This window comes from Halomonas sp. PR-M31 (assembly GCF_001039575.1).
Lineage (GTDB): Bacteria > Pseudomonadota > Gammaproteobacteria > Pseudomonadales > Halomonadaceae > Modicisalibacter.
Genome location: NZ_JIBT01000030.1, coordinates 64,057 through 84,805, shown reverse-complemented (window position 1 = coordinate 84,805; position 20,749 = coordinate 64,057). Strand labels below are relative to the sequence as shown.

18 protein-coding genes and 2 pseudogenes are annotated in these 20,749 nt (G+C 58.3%); 6 read left to right on the top strand and 14 right to left on the bottom strand.

Annotation, left to right across the window (positions count from 1 at the left end; translation table 11 throughout):
• Positions 1-53 precede the first annotated feature (53 nt).
• From djlA to CH74_RS09245, 4 genes and pseudogenes are all read right to left on the bottom strand, one after another.
• A complete protein-coding gene (gene djlA / locus CH74_RS09260) occupies positions 54-830 on the bottom strand; it encodes a co-chaperone DjlA (protein WP_048307170.1) in 777 nt (258 codons plus the stop codon).
• 34 nt (positions 831-864) lie between these two features.
• Positions 865-2,831: pseudogene (gene dxs / locus CH74_RS09255) on the bottom strand (1-deoxy-D-xylulose-5-phosphate synthase).
• Positions 2,832-2,840: 9 nt separating this feature from the next.
• Positions 2,841-3,731: a (2E,6E)-farnesyl diphosphate synthase gene (gene ispA / locus CH74_RS09250; RefSeq protein ID WP_172656323.1), complete on the bottom strand. Its 891-nt coding sequence runs from the start codon at positions 3,729-3,731 to the stop codon at positions 2,841-2,843.
• A gap of 2 nt (positions 3,732-3,733) precedes the next feature.
• Entirely contained in the window at positions 3,734-4,078 is a 345-nt protein-coding gene (locus tag CH74_RS09245; protein ID WP_082140357.1) for an exodeoxyribonuclease VII small subunit, read from the bottom strand.
• A 248-nt stretch (positions 4,079-4,326) separates the two neighbouring features.
• Here CH74_RS09245 and serA point away from each other — a divergent pair, with 248 nt between their 5' ends.
• Positions 4,327-5,577 (top strand): phosphoglycerate dehydrogenase, encoded by a 1,251-nt coding sequence (gene serA, locus CH74_RS09240; protein ID WP_048307168.1) that lies wholly within the window; start codon positions 4,327-4,329, stop codon positions 5,575-5,577.
• A 43-nt stretch (positions 5,578-5,620) separates the two neighbouring features.
• Here the strand turns inward: serA and CH74_RS09235 are convergent, their stop codons facing one another.
• The 10 genes and pseudogenes from CH74_RS09235 to CH74_RS09190 form a co-directional block, all read right to left on the bottom strand.
• A complete protein-coding gene (locus CH74_RS09235) occupies positions 5,621-6,694 on the bottom strand; it encodes an endonuclease/exonuclease/phosphatase family protein (RefSeq protein ID WP_048307167.1) in 1,074 nt (357 codons plus the stop codon).
• Positions 6,695-6,705: 11 nt separating this feature from the next.
• The gene (locus CH74_RS09230; RefSeq protein WP_253273020.1) at positions 6,706-7,977 is read right to left on the bottom strand and encodes an amino acid deaminase; all 1,272 of its coding nucleotides are present in this window, start codon (positions 7,975-7,977) and stop codon (positions 6,706-6,708) included.
• Between the two features lie 59 nt (positions 7,978-8,036).
• Complete coding sequence (locus CH74_RS09225) at positions 8,037-8,810, bottom strand: 2-keto-4-pentenoate hydratase (protein WP_048307166.1); 774 nt, start codon at positions 8,808-8,810, stop codon at positions 8,037-8,039.
• Positions 8,811-8,812: 2 nt separating this feature from the next.
• Entirely contained in the window at positions 8,813-10,243 is a 1,431-nt protein-coding gene (gene hydA / locus CH74_RS09220; protein ID WP_048307165.1) for a dihydropyrimidinase, read from the bottom strand.
• 45 nt (positions 10,244-10,288) lie between these two features.
• Positions 10,289-10,744, bottom strand: a complete 456-nt coding sequence (locus CH74_RS09215; RefSeq protein WP_253273019.1) for a gamma-glutamylcyclotransferase — start codon at positions 10,742-10,744, stop codon at positions 10,289-10,291.
• Between the two features lie 6 nt (positions 10,745-10,750).
• The gene (locus tag CH74_RS09210; RefSeq protein ID WP_216594742.1) at positions 10,751-12,097 is read right to left on the bottom strand and encodes a cytosine permease; all 1,347 of its coding nucleotides are present in this window, start codon (positions 12,095-12,097) and stop codon (positions 10,751-10,753) included.
• Between the two features lie 80 nt (positions 12,098-12,177).
• Positions 12,178-13,427, bottom strand: a pseudogene (locus CH74_RS09205) (TRAP transporter large permease).
• A gap of 46 nt (positions 13,428-13,473) precedes the next feature.
• Positions 13,474-14,088: a TRAP transporter small permease subunit gene (locus CH74_RS09200; RefSeq protein ID WP_048307162.1), complete on the bottom strand. Its 615-nt coding sequence runs from the start codon at positions 14,086-14,088 to the stop codon at positions 13,474-13,476.
• A gap of 58 nt (positions 14,089-14,146) precedes the next feature.
• On the bottom strand, positions 14,147-15,202 hold the full coding sequence (locus CH74_RS09195) for a TRAP transporter substrate-binding protein (protein ID WP_048307161.1): 1,056 nt from the start codon (positions 15,200-15,202) through the stop codon (positions 14,147-14,149).
• A gap of 58 nt (positions 15,203-15,260) precedes the next feature.
• Positions 15,261-15,998: an aspartate/glutamate racemase family protein gene (locus CH74_RS09190; RefSeq protein WP_048307160.1), complete on the bottom strand. Its 738-nt coding sequence runs from the start codon at positions 15,996-15,998 to the stop codon at positions 15,261-15,263.
• Between the two features lie 148 nt (positions 15,999-16,146).
• On the opposite strand from CH74_RS09190, the gene CH74_RS09185 reads away from it, so the two are divergent.
• The 5 genes from CH74_RS09185 (at position 16,147) to CH74_RS09165 (ending at position 20,685) form a co-directional block, all read left to right on the top strand.
• A complete protein-coding gene (locus CH74_RS09185; protein WP_048307159.1) occupies positions 16,147-16,860 on the top strand; it encodes a GntR family transcriptional regulator in 714 nt (237 codons plus the stop codon).
• 209 nt (positions 16,861-17,069) lie between these two features.
• Positions 17,070-18,005: a TRAP transporter substrate-binding protein gene (locus tag CH74_RS09180; RefSeq protein ID WP_253273018.1), complete on the top strand. Its 936-nt coding sequence runs from the start codon at positions 17,070-17,072 to the stop codon at positions 18,003-18,005.
• Complete coding sequence (locus tag CH74_RS09175) at positions 18,002-18,559, top strand: TRAP transporter small permease (protein WP_048307157.1); 558 nt, start codon at positions 18,002-18,004, stop codon at positions 18,557-18,559. Before CH74_RS09180 ends, CH74_RS09175 begins: the two co-directional genes overlap by 4 nt.
• Positions 18,556-19,836 (top strand): TRAP transporter large permease, encoded by a 1,281-nt coding sequence (locus tag CH74_RS09170; protein ID WP_048307156.1) that lies wholly within the window; start codon positions 18,556-18,558, stop codon positions 19,834-19,836. Before CH74_RS09175 ends, CH74_RS09170 begins: the two co-directional genes overlap by 4 nt.
• A 96-nt stretch (positions 19,837-19,932) precedes the next feature.
• Complete coding sequence (locus CH74_RS09165; RefSeq protein WP_048307155.1) at positions 19,933-20,685, top strand: aspartate/glutamate racemase family protein; 753 nt, start codon at positions 19,933-19,935, stop codon at positions 20,683-20,685.
• The last annotated feature ends 64 nt before the right edge of the window (positions 20,686-20,749 follow it).

The following is a 20,749-nucleotide window of genomic DNA, read 5'->3' as shown; positions in this document are numbered from 1 at the left end:
GACTGACACTTTTTGATGCAGCAACGCGGTTCGCGATGAAACGTCAACAGGCCCTAGGCCGCCGGCTGCTGTTCCCGGGTTTTCTTGATCAGATCGTAGGCGTTGCCTATCTCGCGAGTTCGTTCCCCCGCCATCTCACGCATGCTTTCGGGCAATCCCTTGCCCGCCAGCTTGTCCGGATGGTTCTGGCTCATCAAGCGTCGATAAGCGCGCTTTAGCTCCGCATCGCTGGCATCTTCCTCAACGCCCAGCACGCGATAGGCATCTTCCAGGGACTGACCGGACGTGGCTCCCGGCGCTTGAGCGCCACCGCCACGCAGCATGGCCTCGATCTGCTGAATTTCTGCCTCTGAGCACCCAAGCCCTCTCGCGATCTGCAGGAACATTTCATGTTCTGCAGGGTGCACCATACCATCCGCGGCAATGGCCGACAGTTGAACCTGCAGAAACATCTGCAGCAGCGCACGCTGTCCTTTGGTCACCTGACGTAAGGTGGCCAGCTCCGCATCCAGATCGAACTCCGCCGACTTACCTCGATTGAACGCAGCTTTTGCTCGTTCGCGCTGTTGTTCATTGAGTCGCAGACGCTCCCACAGCCGCATGGACATCTCGAGTTCGTCCCGGGTGACCTGGCCGTCTGCCTTGCAAAGACACCCCATCACCGCAAAGGTAGAATCGAGGAACTGTCCTTGCACCTGTACCAGCTTGCCCAGAAGCGTCTTACGCAGTCGACGTACAAGCCAGTAAGCCAGTCCCGCGCCGATCAGCATGCCCAGGAAATCGCCGATCAAATACCCCAGCACGGCGCCGATTATAATGACTATCAGCATGATGCTCTCGTCTTGATGGAAATGGTCAATAACGTCACAAGGCTTCTTTTGCCTTGAGACGCCCACGAATAGCAGCCTCGATCCCGCCTGCATCAAGACCACACTCAGTTAGCAACTCTTCAGGCTTGCCGTGTTCTATGAACACATCCGGCAAACCAAGATTGAGGATGCCGGTCGGCAGCATTTCGCTTGCCAGCAACTCATTGACGGCACTGCCTGCGCCACCGGCGATCACGTTGTCTTCCAGCGTCACCAGTAGCTCGTGACTGCGCGCTGCCTCGAGCACCGTTTCTCGGTCCAGGGGCTTGATCGAACGCATGTTGATGTGCGTGGCATCCAGACGCTCGGCAACATCAGCGGCGGGGGTATTTAGGCTGCCGAAGGCAAGCAAGGCAATGCGTTGCCCACGCCTACGCGTCTCGGCCTGACCGATAGGCAGGGGTTCGAGATGCTCAGGGATCGTTACCCCAGGCCCCGTTCCTCTTGGGTAGCGCACCGCCGCCGGCCCGGCGTGATGATAGGCGGCGCTCAGCATCGCCCTGCATTCCGCTTCATCCGCCGGCGCATGATCACCATGTCCGGCACGCAGCGCAGATAGGATAGATCCAGAGTGCCGTGGTGAGTCGGGCCGTCCTCCCCCACCAGACCAGCGCGATCGATGGCAAAGGTCACATCCAGATGCTGTACGGCAACATCGTGAATGAGCTGATCGTAGCCACGTTGCAAAAAGGTCGAATAGATTGCCACTACCGGCTTCATATGCTCGCAGGCCATACCTGCCGCCAGGGTCACCGCGTGCTGCTCGGCAATGGCCACGTCGTAGTAGCGTTCCGGATACTCTCGGGAAAAGCGAATCATGTCGGAGCCTTCCCGCATCGCCGGCGTGATGCCGATCAGCCGCCCATCCGCGTCAGCCATGTCACACAGCCAGTCACCGAACACGCTGCAATACTTGCGCGGTTTCGGACGCAATAAATCGTCGTTGCGGGGTTTGATCTTGGGTGTAACGGGGGGCTGGTTGGCCGGTGCCTGAACAGGGGTTTTAGGCGCGGCATCGACAACAGTCTTCTCCAGCTTGGTGATGGCGTGATAGCCGATCGGATCGGCTTCCGCAGGGCGAAAGCCCTTGCCCTTGCTGGTCCTGATGTGCAAAAACTGTGGCCCTTCCAGATCCCGCACGGTACGCAGAACCTGAATCAGTCGCGGCAGGTCATGGCCATCGACAGGGCCGATGTAGTTGAAGCCCATCTCCTCGAACAAAGTCGCCGGGCTGACCATGCCCTTCATATGCTCTTCAGTGCGCCGAGCAATCTCAAGGGCGCCGGGAAGATGCGCCAGGACCTTCTTGCCGCCTTCGCGGACCGTGGTATAGGTGCGGCTGGTAAAGACCTTTGCCAGATAGCTTGCCATGCCACCGACATTTTCCGAGATCGACATCTCGTTGTCGTTGAGAATCACCAGCAGATTGGCATCCACATGACCCGCATGGGCCAGCGCTTCGAAAGCGATACCGGCGGTCAGCGCGCCATCACCTATCACCGCACACACCCGGCGCTGTTTGCCCTGGGTGCGTGCCGCCAGGGCCATGCCCAAGGCTGCACTGATCGATGTACTGGAATGGCCGACGCCGAAGGTGTCGTACTCGGATTCCCGACGCCGTGGAAACGCCGCCAGCCCACCGTACTGACGAATCGAGGTCATCGTTTCACGACGCCCGGTAAGGATCTTGTGGGGATAGGCCTGATGCCCTACATCCCACACCAGACGGTCTTCCGGGGTGTCAAGCGCCTGATGCAGTGCCACGGTCAGCTCGACCACCCCCAGCCCGGCACCAAAATGGCCGCCACTACAGCCAACGCTGTAAAGCAGATAGGCGCGTAGCTCGTCCGCCAGTTCGAGCAACTGGGCCATACTGAAGGCACGCAGTGCTACAGGAGTATCAATGGTGTCGAGCAACGGCGTCGCCGGACGCTCGACGGGAATCTCGTCGAACAGCTTCATAAAGGCTCTTTAGTAATCGCGCTCGATCATGTAACAGGCAAGCTCCTCTAGAGGCGCACCGGCATCACCTAGTGGCGCCAGCGCATCGAGGGCTTGTTCGAGAAGCCCCTGGGCTTTGGCTCGCGCACCGTCGAGTCCAAGCAAAGAGGGATATGTCGGCTTGTCGCGAGCCGCATCGGCCCCGCTGATCTTGCCCAGGGTCAAGGTATCGCCTACCACATCGAGAATGTCATCCTGGATCTGGAAGGCAAGGCCGATAGCGGCCCCATAGTCATCCAGAGCCATCAAACGTGGATCGGATTCGCCGGCGCCAACAAGCCCACCAAGCCGAACCGCCGCACGAATCAATGCGCCAGTCTTGTGGCGGTGGACGTTGGCCAGGGTCTCGACATCCAGGCGGTCTCCCACCGTCTGAAGATCCAGCGCCTGTCCCGCGGCCATGCCTTCGCGACCGGAAGCGCCGGCCAGGGTACGCACCATGGCAGCAAGATGTGGATGAGCGGCATCCGCCAACAGCTCGAAAGCAAGGGTTTGTAGCGCATCGCCGGCTAGGATGGCGCTTGCCTCGTCAAAGGCACGATGCACGGTGGGCTGACCACGCCGCAGATCGTCGTCATCCATGGCGGGCAGATCGTCATGCACCAAAGAATAGGCATGGATCAGTTCGATGGCGGCAGCACCAGGGTCCAGCTCATCATCCTCGGCCCCCATCGCCCGTCCTGCGGCATAAACCAGTAACGCCCGCAACCGCTTGCCGCCTCCCAGTACGCCATGGGCCATGGCCGCTTCGAGACGTGGCGCCACCATCGAACGATCGTCGAACAGTGCTGCGAGAACCACATTGACTCGCGCGCGATCCGCATCCAGACGCAGCGGCAACTCCGCGACATTACTGCCCATCATCAATTTCCTTGGCCATTATCGATTTCCCAGGTCATCCCTAACCTCCCAAGCGTTGCCGGATTGTTCGATGACGCACTTGATACATCATCGAAAGGAATTTCATCAATGGAACCGTCGGGTCGTTCGACCAATGCCTGCACTTTCAGTTCTGCCTCACCCAGGCGTCGCTGAGCCTCTCGGGTCAAGGTGACGCCTTGCTCGAAGGCGGCCAGTGAGGCTTCTAAAGAAAGATCGCCGGACTCCAACTGATTGACCAATGCTTCAAGCTTCTCGAGAGTGGCGACAAAGTCGCCTGGCGTCTCGTCTTGCGCGCCGTCCTCTGCAGTACCCTTTTGGTGCGCCATGATGCTACTCATCTTCAGGTAAACATGACTGTTCTTGGAGCACAGTATACACGCTCGCATCCGCCCTGAAGATGCCTTTGGGTGGGGACAGACACGTTCACAAGCAGGACGGCTCATGTTCAAGCGGTGGCAATTTCATTTTGCTTTATCTTGGCTGTGCTAGGATAGCCACCCTGTCAACGCGCACTCATTAGCATTCACCATCTACTGAAAATGCGGCCTACGCCGTTATGAGGGTTGATTCGAGAATGGCCAAGACCTCTCTGGACAAGAGTAAGATCAAGATACTGCTGCTCGAAGGCATTCACCAGACCGCCGTGGATAGTTTCCTGAACGCCGGTTACACCAACATCGAACATCTGCAGACCTCTCTCGATGAAGAGGCGCTGATCGACAAGATTGGTGACGTCCATTTCATCGGCATTCGCTCCCGCACTCAGTTGAGCCAGCGTGTCTTCGCCGCTGCCGAGAAACTTGCCGCCGTAGGCTGTTTTTGCATCGGCACCAATCAGGTCGATCTCACTGCGGCATTGGCACAGGGCATTCCGGTTTTCAACGCCCCCTACTCCAATACCCGTTCAGTGGCGGAACTGGTGCTCGCCGAAACCATAATGCTATTGCGCGGCATTCCCGAGAAAAGCGCACGCGCCCATCAGGGTGGCTGGCTCAAGAGCGCCAAGAACTCTCACGAGGCGCGAGGCAAGACCTTAGGGATCATCGGCTATGGCAACATCGGTGCCCAGCTTTCGGTGCTCGCCGAGTCCGTCGGGCTCGATGTGATCTATTACGATGTGGTCACCAAGCTCGCCATGGGTAACGCTCGCCAGGTCGGTAGCCTGCAGGAATTGCTGGCCCGGGCGGATGTCGTCACGCTGCATGTTCCCGACCTGCCCTCCACCCGCTGGATGATCGGCAAGGAGCAGATCGCCCTGATGAAGCAAGGCGGCATCCTGATCAACGCTTCCCGGGGCAGCGTGGTGGATATCGAGGCCCTTGCCGAAGCCTTGAAGAGCGGCAAGCTGCTGGGTGCGGCCATCGACGTTTTCCCGGTAGAGCCAAAGGGCAACGATGAGGAGTTCGTCTCGCCGCTGCGCGGTCTAGAGAATGTCATCCTGACCCCCCACGTTGGCGGCTCGACCCTGGAGGCCCAGGAGAACATCGGCGTCGAGGTAGCGGAGAAACTGGTCACCTATTCCGATAATGGCACCACCATCACCTCGGTCAACTTTCCCGAAGTCTCGCTGCCGGCGCACCCGGACAAGCATCGCCTGCTGCATATTCACGACAACGTGCCCGGCGTGCTCTCCGAGATCAACCGAGTCCTGTCGGAAGACGGCATCAACATCGCTGCCCAGTACCTGCAGACCAACGACAAAGTGGGCTACGTGGTAGTGGATGTGGACAAAGCCTATGGCCCCCAGGCGCTTGAAGCGCTAAGACAGGTCGAGCATACCCTGCGCATTCGCACCCTTTTCTCGGATGCCAACTTCGAGGGGTGAATGATAAATGAAGGGCCATCGTGGCCTTTCATTTCTCGGCTGGCTATTTCTGAACTTCGGCCCGCTCGATCGTGGTTTGAGCCTGATCCAGATCGTCGTTGTTTAGCGCCGGCGTCGCTTGCCGGTCGGCAAGCTCGGGCTGATAACAGAGCTCGGCAAGCACTGGGTAGTGGTCCGATCCAAATTCAGGCATGCGCTCGAAACGCACAAGACCCATTCCATGTTGAAAGATCACATGATCCAGCGGCCAGGCAATGACCGGATTATGGGCATCGTAGGTGGGATAGAGTCCGCGTCCTACCCGAGGATCGAGCAGATTGCCGATACGCAGGGTGCGGCGAAAGACGCTTTCCCATGCAGTGGTATTGAAATCCCCGGCGACGATGGCAGGCCTGTCGTTATTGCGTATCTCAAGGGCGGTGGCTAGCAGTTCCGCATCCCGGGGGAGCGTCGATTGCGACCAGTACAGCGGCGGATGCGGATGTAAGCCATGAAGGTCGATCGCCTCCCCGCTCGGCAAGCTTACCCGGGTGTTGATGGCGGGGGTATGCTCGTCGAAACGAAAGCGGATCTGCGTGTCGCTCAAGGGATAGCGCGACAGCAGATGCATGCCATAGGCTTCAGCTTGCCGGGGGATGTATTGTGCGCGATGAGGAAGACGATCGTTTAGGCTATCGATCTCGCGGTCCCACCAAGCATCGGTTTCCATCGCCAGAAACAGATCGGGATCGGCATTGCGCAGGATCTCGAACAGCGTCTTCGAGTCCTGGTTGGCCTTCTTCACGTTGGCAATAAGCAGCGTAAAGCGTGACTCCTCGGGGCAGGACGCTATGTTCTTGGCCGGCTTTTCGACCGGTAACACATAGGGATAGAGGTAATAGACGTGGGAGGCCAATGCCACACCCGCCAGCGCTGTCACGATCCAGTTCGTCACTCGGCGCAGACTGCCCAACACTAGATGCAAGATGATAAGCACTGCCAGCAGTATGGCGAACTGCAGTCGCGGATAATCGAGATAGCGAATCCACCAGGTATCGCTCTCGATGAGTGGAATCAGCGAGGCTGCAGTTAAGACAAGCAGTAGCGGCACAATCAGCCAGCGGTCGAATCGATCCATGAAGACGCTTCCTAGAAGAATGTTTCCAAAATCCTGCTGACCTTGAGGTTTTCATCCACCAGGCATAGCCGCCGCCACTTATCGAACGTCAGGCACGGATGAGAGACGCCGAAGGCGACGATATCGCCCACCTGCACATCCTTTACATTCTCCGGCAGACGAATGAAGGCGTGCTGATCCATCAGTTTGAACACTTCCCAGCCGGATACCCCAAGCACCTCATTAGTGCGCCCACCCTCTCGCTTCTTGCCTTCCCGATAGCGCTGCAAGGGTATGGGCAATCGATCGCCGCCGATATCGCGCTTGCCCATAGCAACGATGGCAAGCCCAGGCTCGGGCAGCGACTGCACCTGAGCAAAGACCGCCAGCGCCGGGCGCAGGCCTTTCTGCAAGTCCGACCGGCGCAAAAGCACGTTGTGCTGCGCCTCGTGATAAAGGCCATGATCGTGGACTATATAACAGCCCGGGCGTAACACCGGGGTGAACACTTCGCGCAATTTCACCTCATCGAACGCCTCGGCAATCAGGTCGTACCAGGCCGAACCGGAGGCGGTGATGATTGGATCGCTCACCGAGATCAGACCGTCGCGGTGCAGCGCTTGGGCAGTGTCTACTAAGCACTTGGCATAGCCACGAATAGCGGGGACAGGATCATCACCCTGCGCTTCCCCATGAACCACGCCCTCGTAGCCCTCGATGCCCGCCAGCCTCAGCGCCGGTTCAGCATTGACCAGTTGCGCCAGATCGATGGCCTGCGCTTGAGTCCGGCACCCGCAGCGCCCTCCCTCGACACCCAGCTCAATCAGCACGTTCAGTTGCAAGTTGCGTTCGGCAAAGAAACGCCCCAGCGCCTGCACATTGGCAGCGCTATCGACCACACAGTAGAAGTCGGCGCCCGCCTCGATCAGCTCGGCGATAATTGCCATGTTCGCTGTACCAACGAGCTGATTGGCCAGCAACAAACGCTCGACCCCATGAGAGAAGGCCACGCGGCACTGTGGTGCGGTGGCCAGGGTGATGCCCCAGGCACCGGCCTCAAGCTGACGCTTGAACAGCGCAGGGGTCATGGTGGTCTTGCCATGCGGAGCAAAACGAGCGTGATGAGCGTCGGCGAAACGTTGCATCCAGGCCAGATTGTGTGCCAGTGGCGCCTCGAAAATCGCCGCCGCCGGCAGACTGACCCCCGACAGCAGCGACATACCGGTCTGGGGCATGCCCTTATGGATGTTCATACCCGCACTACCGACATCATGCATGGGGGGTAAGGAGTCACTCTGAGCCATCGCCAGGTTCCTTCTGCTACAAACAGGGATACCCAGTGTGAAGGTCGGGGCAATGAAAGTCAGTCGAGATTCAACTCCACCTCGCCGATACCTTCGAAGAGCAACTGTGCCCATTGCCCCGGGCGCATCTCCACCACGCCATTGAAGGTGCCCGTGGTGATCACCTCGCCAGCCTGGAATCCCTCGCCACTGGTGGCAATGCGGGTATTGATCATCTGCATCAGCAACTGGGCGGGATCGCCGCCAGGGTGATCGCCCCGGCCCGAGAGGACTATTTTGCTATCCAATACCAGGCGATAGGCGGCGTCCTTTATTTGCTTTAGTTGCTGCTTTAGATCGGCGCCATCGATGCCGCCACCCAGCACGAAGCTACCGTGACTCAATCCATCGGCTAGCTGCCAAAGCGGCGGCACCTCCGGCCAGCTCTCGAAACGGCTATCCACCACCTCGATGGCGGCATGCAGGCTGGCAATACGCTCGATGATTTCTTCCAGGCTATAGAGGGTGCTGCGTGCCGGCAGATCGTCGCCCAGCACCACGGCAAGCTCCGGCTCGAGAAAGACACGATGATAGTCCTTCTGAGCGATGCGCCCAGGTGAGCGCTGGCTCAGATCGCTGAACAAGCGTGAGAAGCGTGGTATCTCACCTTTGATGATGCCGCCCAGCTTCCAACCCGAGGGCGTACTCAAGCGCGCGGAAACACGTTCCTGAATGGCATAGGCATCCTGCACCTCACTCAGCGGAATATCTTCGGGTATCGCAATTTGCCTGCGCTGCTCGTGAGCGTCGATCAAGCGCTGGGCGCCGGCGGTAACGATCTCCTCGTGAGTCATGATCAGAATCCCTTGGCGTTGCCACGTGGGCGGGCGGGCTGCGGCTTGTCGCACTCGAGAAATTCGCCGTAACCGGCCTCGCTCTCGGGCTGACCATCCCGGGCCACCACCCGACCGCGGCATAGCGTGAGCACTGGGAGTCCGGTCAATTCGAGCCCTTCGTAAGGCGTGTAATCGACGGCATGATGCAGCTCGGCGTTACGTATGGTGCTCTTTGCTTCAGCGTTCCACAGGGTCAGGTCGGCATCGCTGCCGATGGCGATTGTGCCCTTGCGCGGATAAAGTCCGTAGATCTTGGCCGGATTGGTCGCGGTCAACGCTACGAAGCGAGTGACATCGATACGCTCCTTGACCACACCCTCGGAGAACAGGATCGGCAGCCGCGTCTCGAGGCCGGGAATGCCGTTGGGAATGTGCTCGAAATGGGCATGCTCGCCGTGAAGCTTCTTGCCCTTCAGATCCTCGAAGCGAAAGGGCGCGTGATCCGAGGAGAACACCTGGAACACGCCGCTTTCCAAGCCTTGCCACACCGCTTCCTGGGACGCCGGGTCGCGAGGCGGCGGGCTGCACACGTACTTGGCGCCGTCGAAGCCATCGCGATTCAGATCGTCGGCGGTGAGCATCAGGTACTGCGGGCAGGTCTCGCCGTAGACGCGCAGCCCCCGGCTCTGAGCCCAGCGGATCTGCTCGATGGCATCAATGCCGGAGACATGCACGATCAGCACCGGCACATCGACCAGCTCCGCCAGCGAAATCGCCCGGTGAGATGCCTCGCGCTCGCCAATGCTCGAATGCGCCACGCCATGATAGTAAGGCCCGGTGTTACCGCTCTCCGTGAGAAGCTCGGTCAGATAGGCGATGCAGTCGGCGTTCTCCGCGTGCACCATGACCATGGCCTCCTCGCGCCGGGCTAGGGCCAGCACGTTGAGAATCTCGCGATCATTGAGCTTGAGATCGTCGTAGGTCATGTAGATCTTGAAGGAGCTGTAGCCCTCCTTGATCAACGCCGGCAACTCTTCCTTCAACACCGTTTCGGTGGGGTCGGTGACGATCATGTGAAAGGCGTAGTCAATGAAGGCCTTGCCCTCGCTGCGCCGATGATAATCCTCCACCGCGGCGCGCAGGCTCTGGCCTTTATGCTGAGCGGCGAAGGGAATTACAGTGGTGGTGCCGCCGCAGGCCGCCGAGCGCGTACCGCTGTGAAAGTCATCGGCCATCACCGCGCCATCACCGAGGGGCTGATCCAGATGGCAATGGGCGTCGATGCCGCCAGGCAGTACCCACAATCCTTCGGCGTCGATGACCTCCTCGGCCTCACCGAGATCACGACCCAAGGCGACGATACGTCCGTTCTTGATGCCAATGTCGGCGTGATAGCGGTCGGCAGCGGTAATGATCAGGCCATTCTTGATCAGCGTGTCGTAACCTTGCATAGCGTTATTGCCTCCTTGAGTTCGTATCGGGTAAAGCCCATAGGCTTATCGACCCGCTCTGTAAGCCAGCCAGCCGCCCTTTTCACTAATGTCTATCACCCCGGGCAGATCAAGGGCCGTATCTCGTAGGCGCATGCTTAGCGAGCCTGAACCATCCTCAAGCTCGATTACCGTAAGCTCGAGCTCCTCGGGTTCATTCGGCAGCAGACGTTCACGCAACTGTTTATAGGAAACTTCATAAAGCTCGCCCGGCACCATCGAGCCATTCTCGGCTGCAGGAAAAAGCCCAGGGAATTCGTCTCGAACGGAATAAAAGCGATATTTAGCCGCCGTCTTGACGTTTCCTAGAAACGCAGCGCCTTTCAAGGAAAAATTAATGGCACCACCAGACATCGCCTGACCATTCACGAACATACGTAGCTTCAATTCATTTTCTTTCATCGCTTCATCAATCCATTCAATCCGAAAAGTCGTCTCTAATCGCCTGCTTTGGAGTGGCATGGCATTTCATTCCGACGAAATCTTCGCCCGATCCGTGTCCTGGAAACGTGCATCAATTCCAGTCTTCTTGACGGCCAGGAAGAACACCAGGGTGAAGGGAAAACCCACCAACCAGGAGTAATCGAGGAACAGGAAAGACACCACAGCGCCAGCGACAAGGGACAGCATCCCCGTTGGACTAAAGCCGCTGGCGTAGCGATAGGTGTTCTCATCATAGAGTTTAATTACATCGAGCTTCGTTTTGCGCAGGATGAAATAATCCGCCAGCATGATGGCGGTGGCCGGTCCTAAAAAACTCGCATAGAAGTTCTGGAACGTGAAGAAGTAATCGCTGGAGAACAAATACCAGGGCGCTGTCACCACCGAGAGTGCGGCGACCAAAATAATGCCGCTATGCCAGGAAATCTTGAAGATGTCCTGGAAGGCCAATGCCGGCGGCAGAATATTGAGCGTCAGGTTCGAAGTGATCTGCGCCAGGATGATGAACACCAGCAGCACGATGCCGAACACCGGATTAGGCGCCAGTTCGACAAGGCCGGCGATAGGATCGGTGCTACCGGTAGCAAGGCCAATCAGCATGCCGGACAGGATCATGAACAGCCATGGTGGAATCACACCGAAGAAGTTGGCAATGGCGCTGACACGCAGAATAGAGCGCCCCCGTGGATCGATCTGGCGTGTCAGGTCGGAACTATTGAGGATGACGGTCGTCCAGTTGGCAAAGGCAGCCATCATGCCGGCGATCCACAACAGCCCCCAAGAACCAGGTACTTCCGAGGCAACGGAAAAGTCGATATCACCTTCGGCAAACACCACATAGAAGAAATACAACAGCATGGCAAAGATGATCAGCGACATCGCACCATTGAAACGCGAGATCGTACCCACACCACGATAGGCCAGCAAACTCTGCAGAATCAGTAAAAAGAAGAAATAGATCCAGACATTGCCGAAGCCAAATAGGCTAGTCGTGACCTGTTGCAACGCTAAGGCACCAATCCAGGTACCAATACCGTTCCAGGCGATGGCCGGTATGCACCTCAAAATGGCAACGATCTTGGTACCTTGAGTACCGAAAGATGTCCGTCCCTGAACGATGAACGGGATGCCGTAGCGCATGCCGGCATGTCCTTGGAGCGTCATCAATAGGGCGACCAGCATGCTGGCGACTACCCCCGCTACGATCACCTGAATGAAATTCAAGCCGCCCACCGGATGTAGCAGGTACAACCCGATCACCATGATCTGGACGATGATGCCCGATGACCAAAAGACCAGGGCGTAGCTGCCTTGGGTCATCGGTCGATTCTCCGGCGCCACCGGCTGGATACCGTCTCGAGAACTCGTTGTCACCTCATTCGCCTTATCCATTGTTTTGATCTCACATCGTTATTGTCAGACTCATGTCAAAGTCAAAACCTTGGTCGTACTCCTCAACCCATGGCATTGGGCAACCATAGCACCAGCCCCGGCCAGATAATGATCAGTGCCACGAAGGCCAGCATGATGGCGAGAAACGGCAGACTCCCGATCATCACATCGGCAATCGAGCCCTTGCCTCGCACGCCCTGGACCACGTAGAGATTCATGCCGATGGGCGGGGTGATCAGCGAGATCTCCATCATGACCACCAGAAAGATGCCGAACCACACCGAGTCGAAGCCAAACTGCACAACCATCGGCACCACGATGGGCACGGTGGCGATCATCATCGAAAGCGTCTCGAGGAAGCAGCCTAGCACCAGGTAAAAAATCACCAGTGCCAGGATCAGACCCACGGGCGAAAGGCCCAGATCTGCGACCCAGCGCGTCAGGGTATTGGGGATACCCAGAATGCCGACGATGTAGTTGAGGAAGAAGGCGGCCACGATGATCAACATGATCATCGCCGTGGTGCGCGCCATGGACAGGAAGCACTCGTGCAGCATCGTGACGGTCAGCTTGCGGTTGAAGGCCGCCACTACCAGCGCGGCCACTGTTCCCAAGGCCGCCGCCTCGGTGGGCGTGGCCCAACCACCGTAGATGCTGCCCATGACGATGGCGAAGACGAACGTTGGCGGCAGCAGGTCCACCAGCGACGCCAGACGCTTGCGCAATGGAACCCGCTCTTCGCGCTCGCCGGCCACGCCGGGCCTCAGCAGGCTGAAAGCCATGATCGCCAGCATGAAGGCGCCAGCCAGGGCCAGCCCCGGCAGGATGCCGGCGATGAACAGTTTGCCGATGGAGGTGTTGGTGATCGCCCCGTAAATGATCATGTTGATGCTGGGTGGAATCAAAATGCCGAGCGTCGCTCCGGCGGCCAGGGTGCCGAGCGCAAACGCTCGCTGTAGCCGCGTTCGGCGAAGGCCGGCAAGGCCACGGTGCCAATGGTGGCGGCGGTGGCCACCGAGGAGCCGGACATGGCGGCAAATACCGCGGAGGCGCCGATATTGGTGTGTAGAAGACCACCGGGCAGGCGATTGAGCCATACCGACAAGGCGCTGTACATGCGCTCGGTAACCCCGCTACGCAATAGCAGTTCTCCCAGCAGAATAAACAGCGGAATCGCGGTCAGGATGAAGTCGTTGAGTGTGCCCCACAGGGTGTCGCCGAAGGAGTACAGCAGCGGCAGGCCCAGGAACATCAGCGTGCCTAGCACCGCCACGGACAGGATCGCCACCGCGACGTGAATCCCTAGGGCCATCATGCCTAGCATGATAAAAAACCGATCATGACTTCGAAAGCACCGATCATGAAGGGCTCCTCCGCTGTTGGGTTTCGGACACGCGGGTACCATAATCCTGGCGCGCTTCATTGAGCTCATCATCCGCGGAGCGGGGGCCGAACTCGTCATTGACCACGCCAATCTGGCCACGCAATAGCAACCACCAGGCGCGCAGCGCGAGAAATACCGCCAGCACGGCAAACACGCCAAGTCCCAGGATCCACAGTGTCTGAGGAATCCAAAGGGGTGTCTGTAGCGGCGTGCTGGCGCGACTGCCGAACTCCAGGGTCTCGCGTAACGTCTCGATGGCTCGCCACAGCATGAAAGAAGCAAAGGCCGCCAACAGCAGCATGGCCACGGCATTCAAAAAGGCGCGCAGAGGCGCGGGCAATTTGACCAGCAGCATGTCGACACGGGTATGGGCGCGGTGCAATAAAGCGTAGGCGAAACTGAAGGCCACCCCAATCGCCAGCACATAGCCGCCGATCTCATCGACCCCCTGCAGGGAAAAATTGAAGAACTTGCGCGAGACCACCTCGAAGGCGATCAGCAACGATAGCCCCAAGGCCGCATAGCCCGCCACGATGGCCGCACCATGGGCCAGCTTGCGAGCCGCAAGATAGAAATGCTGTGATTGCATGATAATGCCCCTCGGCCCGCCGCCGGCACCGGTTACTGTCGGCGGGGGACGGTTACGACTACTGGATCTGGAAGCCGGTCACATCACCGACGGTCTCGTTCCATACCTGGGTGCACTCGGGATACTGTTGATTGCAGTTTTCGCCCCATACCGGCAGCACGGCGTCAGAAGTAATCTTCTCGACCCGCTCGCGGGAATTTTCGTCGATGTCCACAAGGGCCATGTCGTAGGCTTTATGATCCTGGCAGCTCTCCTGACCTGTGTTGCAGGCGATGGCATCGTCATTGACGTCGTAGGCCAGGTCCCACATTTGCTTTTCCAGTTCGGCGAAGGCCTCGGTCAGCTCCTGTTGCTGTGTCTCATCGAGCTTGTTCCAGGTATCCAGGTTCATGAAATGCCCCTGCACCGAGTAGGCCAGCGGCAGCGGCACGAAGTGATCGGTCACTTCCGGCCATTTGCCGTTGTTGCCCGCGGAAGGTGCCGTCACGCCGCAATCTGCCACACCACGCTGCAGGGCCAGGTAAACCTCGCTGAACTGCAGGGTCACCGGTGTCGCGCCAAGTCCTTCTACCAGCCGCGACATGGAGGGCGTGAAGACCCGCACCTTCTTACCCTCGAGACCGTCGACGCCGTTGATATCGCCGTTGCAGAACATCATCTGGGGTCCAAAGGGCCATAGCGTCATCAGCTTAGCGTTGAAGCGCTCTTGCAACCGGGCATCGAATTTGGGACGGAAGGCCTCCACCGCTTCGCGCTGCTCATCAAGATTGGCGGTTACTCCCGCCAGATCGATGCCTTCAAAAAAGGGTTCATCGCGAGAGGCCATGCCGATCTGCACCGACATGACATCGAAGGCGCCGGAGCGGATCATGCGCAAGGCATCCGCGGCCTCCACGCCAATGGCGTCCATGGTGTTGTAGACGACATTCAGATCCTCGCGCTCGCCCAGTTTGGTGAAGAAAGGGCGCTCGACCTCCTCGACGTGCAGCTTGTTGCCCGAGAAGTTGCCCACTACCCGTAGCTGGATGTCCGCCGCGAGAATGCTGTTTCCTGCGGTCAAACCAGAGGCCACCGTTGCAGCGATAGCGACTTTCTTGAAGAACGTTGCTTTCATTGTTCTCTCCTACGCGCTTGATTGTTGTTGTCGATTGGAAGGTTTTACTGTCATGGGTTCATGCCTTCAGGCGTCGATCCTGGAATAGCTGACCCCAGCCGGTGACCCGCGCCGGGTCGATGCCCGCCATCTGCAGGGTCTTCCATACGGTGACGCTGACGGAGTCGTAGATGGGAATGCCCAGCTCCTGCTCCAGCTCGGCGACGATGCCAGCCCCGCGCAAGTTGGTACACAAGATGGTGATCGCCTCGGGCCGCGCCTGGGCGACCTCGCGCACCATCTCGGCCAGAGTGGCTTCGTCGTAGTCGGAAAAGGAGAAATTGCCCTTGTCATTGAGATGACGCTCCCCCACCACTTCGTGCCCGGCGGCGTTGTAGTTGGCGACGATGGCCGCCTGGATATCATCGAGATAGGGCGTGACCAAGCCCAGCCGCGACACCTGGGCGCGCTCGAGCACTTCGTTCAGCGCCAGTACGCTGGTGGTCGCCGGCACACCAATAGTGTCCTGGATGGCCGCGCAGAGACGACGGTCGGCCTCGAACCCCAGCCAGCTCGAGGAGGTGCCGTTCCAGGCGATTACGTCCATGCGTGCGTCGTTAAGCAACTGCGCCGCTGCCAGCAAAGGCGCCGGATCGAACTGAGTCAGGGACTCGCCGCGCATAGAGATTTCTGTAACCGTAAAACGCTGGAAGTGAGCGGTTACTTCCGGCAAGAGACTGTGCAAGAGTGCGCTGGTATAAGGCTCTAACACGGTATTGGAAGACGGCGTGAGCATGCCGATGAGGGTACGTTCCATGGGATCGAGTCCTTGTTTTTATTGCATCCCGTATTTTGCATTCAAAATACGCTAATCTAAGATTTGCACACTCTCAAAATTTTGCAAGTCACTTTTTGTTCAAAAAATACGGCTCAAATGAACCGTATTTCAATGAGGAACCGCTGCCATGGACGACGTTTTCAACAGGGTTACGCCAAACACGCTCGATGACAGCGCGACGCGCGCGTCGCCTATGGAACGGCTCTCGCTTTTTGAAATCGTCACGCAACATCTACGCGAGATGATATTAGAGGGCGAGCTGTCCCCGGGCAGTCGTATCTCGGAAAAGCAGCTTTGTGACACATTCGATGTGTCACGCACGCCCCTGCGCGAGGCGCTCAAGGTACTGGCCAGGGAAGGATTGATTGAGCTTCTACCCAATCGCGGTGCCAAGGTCACCGAAATCGATCCACAGGAAGTCGTCGACCTCTTCGAGGTCATGGTAGTGCTTGAAGGACTGTCGGGCCGCCTCATCGCGTCCCGCGCCAAGGAGACCGATATAGAGGAGATTCGCTCCCTACATCAGCGCATGATGGGACATTACCAGCGCCATGAACGCGTGAAATATTTCAAGATCAATCAGCAAATCCATCGACGCCTTACCGAGATTGCGGACAATAGTGTACTACTCGAATTCGAGGGCTCGCTAACTTTGAGAATTGCTCGCGCTCGCTATGCCGCCAATATGTACTTAGGACGCTGGAAAGAATCTGCTCGAGAACACGAACATATCCTTGCGGCGCTCGAATCTCGTGACGGCGATATGCTTTCGATCGCCATGCGTCTACATATGCGCAAGACCGGTGATGCCATCATTCAAGAATTGCAAAACAATGTATAAATTTAAAAATTAAGATTTTGTTTTTATTGAATAAAATAAAAAATAGTATTTTGTATTTTGTGTTTTTTCATATCTTGACTTATGTTTTCTAAACGCCTTGCGGAATTTCGTCTCGGCGTATCGACAACAACATAGCGAGAGAAACCACCATGACAGCAACCTGCCTAACGCGATACTGCTCTACCCTGCTGATAGCTCTTGGACTCAGCATGCCGTCGATAGCCAACGCCGAGACGCTGCGCTTTGGCGGTAACTTTCCCGCCGATCACTCCAGCAGCAAAGCCATGGAAATCTTCAAGGAAGAGTTGGCCAGCCGTACCGATGACGACCTCACTGCCCAACTGTTCCCGGGTATGCAATTAGGAGGTGCCGGCGAAAACATCGATCAGGTTAGCGCCGGTGCGATCATGGGCACCTGGATAGGAATCGCATATCTATCGCGCATCGTGCCGGAACTCGAGGCACTGAGCCTGCCCTTTGCCTTCGATAGTCGTGAGGATGCTTTTCGGGTTATCGACGGCGAAGTTGGTGATATGCTCGATGAAAAACTCGCCGAGAAGGGCTTTGTGGCGCTGGGCTATATGGAGCTTGGCTTTCGCAATGTGACCAATAACATCAGGCCAATCGAATCCTTGGAAGACTTTGACGGTTTGAAGATTCGCCTGCAGCCCAACCAGACCCATCTCGATACTTTCCGGGCGCTAGGCGCCAATCCGGTTTCCATGGATATCAAGGAAGTCTACGGGGCCCTGCAGCAGGGAGTGCTGGACGGTCAGGAAAATCCTTACAGCGTCATTGCGACTCGCCGTCTGGATGAAGTACAGAAATATCTCTCCGATACCCGCCACTTCTATGACTACATCGTCGTCGTCGCCAATCGGGATGCCTTCAACAACCTGACGGACGAGCAGCAACAAGCGGTGCAGGGATCGATGGAAAAGGCCGTCGAATGGCAGCGCAACAAGGCCGCAGAAGAAGCCGACGCCGCCCGTCAGACGTTGATCGACCGGGGCATGGAATTCAGCTCGCTTTCCACTGAGACGCGCGACCAGCTGCGTGAAGCGACTCAAGGCGTCGTCAAGGAACTGAAAGACAAGATCGGCGCGGATGCGGTGGAAAGCGTGCAGGCGGAGCTGAACAAGTGAAGCCTCGTGCTCCCTGGCTGGAGGCGCACGCCTCCAGCTCGATACAACGCCGCTTTCTGGTGATGATGCTGGCCATCGACCGCACGTCTTACTACCTCGTCATACTCACCATGGGCCTGATGACGCTGCTCGTAGCGGCACAGGTATTTGCGCGCTACATCCTGGGAACATCGATCGATTCCGCCGATGAGCTGTCCCGGCTGTTCTTCGTCTGGACGATCTTTCTGGCCATTCCGCATGGCATCAAGATAGGCATTCATGTGGGTATCGATGCCCTGGCCGGCTTGTTGCCGGTGAATGCCCAAAAACAACTCGCCCGCCTGATGGCCCTGGCTAGCGCCCTGGTGATGGCCGCGCTGTTCTGGCTGTCCCTGGGGGCGATCGGGGACAAATGGCAGCAGCTGATGCCGACGATCCCGGTGACCGCCGCCGTGTTCTATATCGCCGTACTGATCAGCGCCGGACATAGCCTGCTGCACCTGATCGCGCAGATATGGCAGGTCGAACCGCTGCCCAGCGCACCGGCGGCCAGCCGAGAGGGGGAGACCTCATGACACTCTCTATCGTGCTCACATTCCTGACATTTGCCTTGCTGCGTATGCCGCTGGCCTTCGCGCTGGGTCTTGCCTCCTTGGTCGGGCTCTATGTCGGCGGCATGGACTTTGCGGTCATGCCCCAGCGCATGATGCACTCCATCGATAACTTCCCGTTGATGGCCATTCCCTTGTTCATGCTGGCCGGTGAGCTAATGGTGGCCGCCGGTATTCTGCAGCGCCTGGTGGACTTCGCTAACTCGCTAATCGGCCGCGTACACGGCGGCCTAGCCCATGTCGCCATCGTCGCCGGCATGATCCTGGCCGCGGTCAGCGGCGCTGCCGTCGCCAGCGCCAGCGCCTTGGGCAGTGCGCTGGTGCCGTCGATGCGTGAAAAGTACGGCACCGGCTACAGCAGCGCCGTGGTGGCCTCCGCCGCCAACCTAGGCGCCATCATCCCCCCCAGTAACGCGATGATCGTCTATGCGCTGATGGCGGGATCGAGCGTGTCCGTCGGTGGGCTCTTCATGGCTGGTATCGTACCCGGCATCATTCTGGCGGTCGGCTTCATGGGCTTGGCCTCGTTCATTTCCGCGCGCCGAGGCTATCCGCTGAGCGGCGGTAATCTGGGACTGAAGCATATTCTGCTGCAGACCTGGCGCGCCCTGCCCATCCTGCTGATGCCGATCGTCGTCGTCGGCGGCATCGTCGGCGGCGCTTTCACCGCCACCGAAGGGGCGGCCATCGCCGTGATCTATGCACTATTGATGGGATTCTTCGTCACCCGCCAGCTGCATCTCTCCGATTTGCCCAAGGCGATGTTCAACGCTGCGGTGACTGCCGCCATGGTGGGTGCCTTGATCGCCTTTGCCTCGACCATGACCTTTGCCTTCACCATCGATCTGGTGCCCATCCTGCTGAGCAGCTGGCTACAAGACGTCACGTCCGATCCCACGACCTTCTTGCTGCTGGTGATGGGATTGCTGATTCTGGTGGGAATGTTCATCGAGTCCAATGCCGCCTATATCATGCTGGTACCGTTGCTGGCGCCCATTGCCCTGGCCTACGGCATCGATCCCTTACTGTTCGGGTTCCTGTTCGTCATGAACCTGGTGGTGGGCATGATGACGCCGCCGGTCGGGGTGCTGCTGTTCGTGATGTGCGGTATTTCGAACATCAGTCTTAACGAACTGATGAAAAGTGCCTGGCCATTCATCGTCTTTCAGTACGTGGTGCTGGGCCTGTGCATGCTGTTCCCGGGCATCGTGACCTGGCTTCCCGGGGTTCTCGGCTATTAGCCCCCACCCTGGATCGACTCTCCAACCTGCTCTTTCAGTGGTATCGCGCGCAAGCGTTGCCACTGGACGCCTGATTCTTGCTTCAAGGAACATGCCATGAAACTGCTGGTGATCAACCCCAATATTTCTCAAGACGTAACCCGTTTAATCGAGGCAGAAGCCTCTCGAAGCCTTCGTCCCGACAATGAGCTAACCATGGCCACCGCGCCCTTCGGCGTGGCCTATATCGAGACCCGCGCCGAGGCCTTAATCGGTGGCTATGCTGCCCTCCAGATCGCCGCCGACGAGTACACTAAATACGACGCCGTGGTGGTCGCTGCCTTTGGCGATCCTGGCCTCATCGCTTTGCGCGAAATCCTGCCGATTCCCGTAGTGGGCATGACTGAGGCGGCGGTAATGACGGCCTGCCAGCAAGGCGGGCGTTTTTCCGTCATCGCCATCTCCCAACGCATTCAGGCCTGGTATCGCGAGTGTATTGCGTCCTACGGTCTTGAGGGGCGATTGGCGAGCATTCGTGCCCTGGACGAGCCGCTGCAGCATATCGGTCGCGTGCAGGAGAATCAGGGCGAGCGCCTGGTCGAGCTGGGTCGTCGCGCCGTGGAAGAAGACGGTGCCGACGTGCTGATCCTGGCCGGCGCGCCTTTGGCGGGTCTGGCACGTTCCGTGGCCGAACAAATGCCGGTGCCCGCCATCGATGGCGTGACCTGCGCCTTGATCCAGGCCCAGGCCATGGTAGATATGGCAAGCACCGCACCGACAGCCGGCAGCTACACCCAGCCGCCGGACAAGCCCTGTCACGGACTCACGTCGGCACTCGCCAGGCTGGTGGGGCGTCAACCACTCGATTGAAAAAACGCTTTTTACCTCAACTTTTCCGTGCGCATACAACAACAAGTAGTCGACAACGACGAGG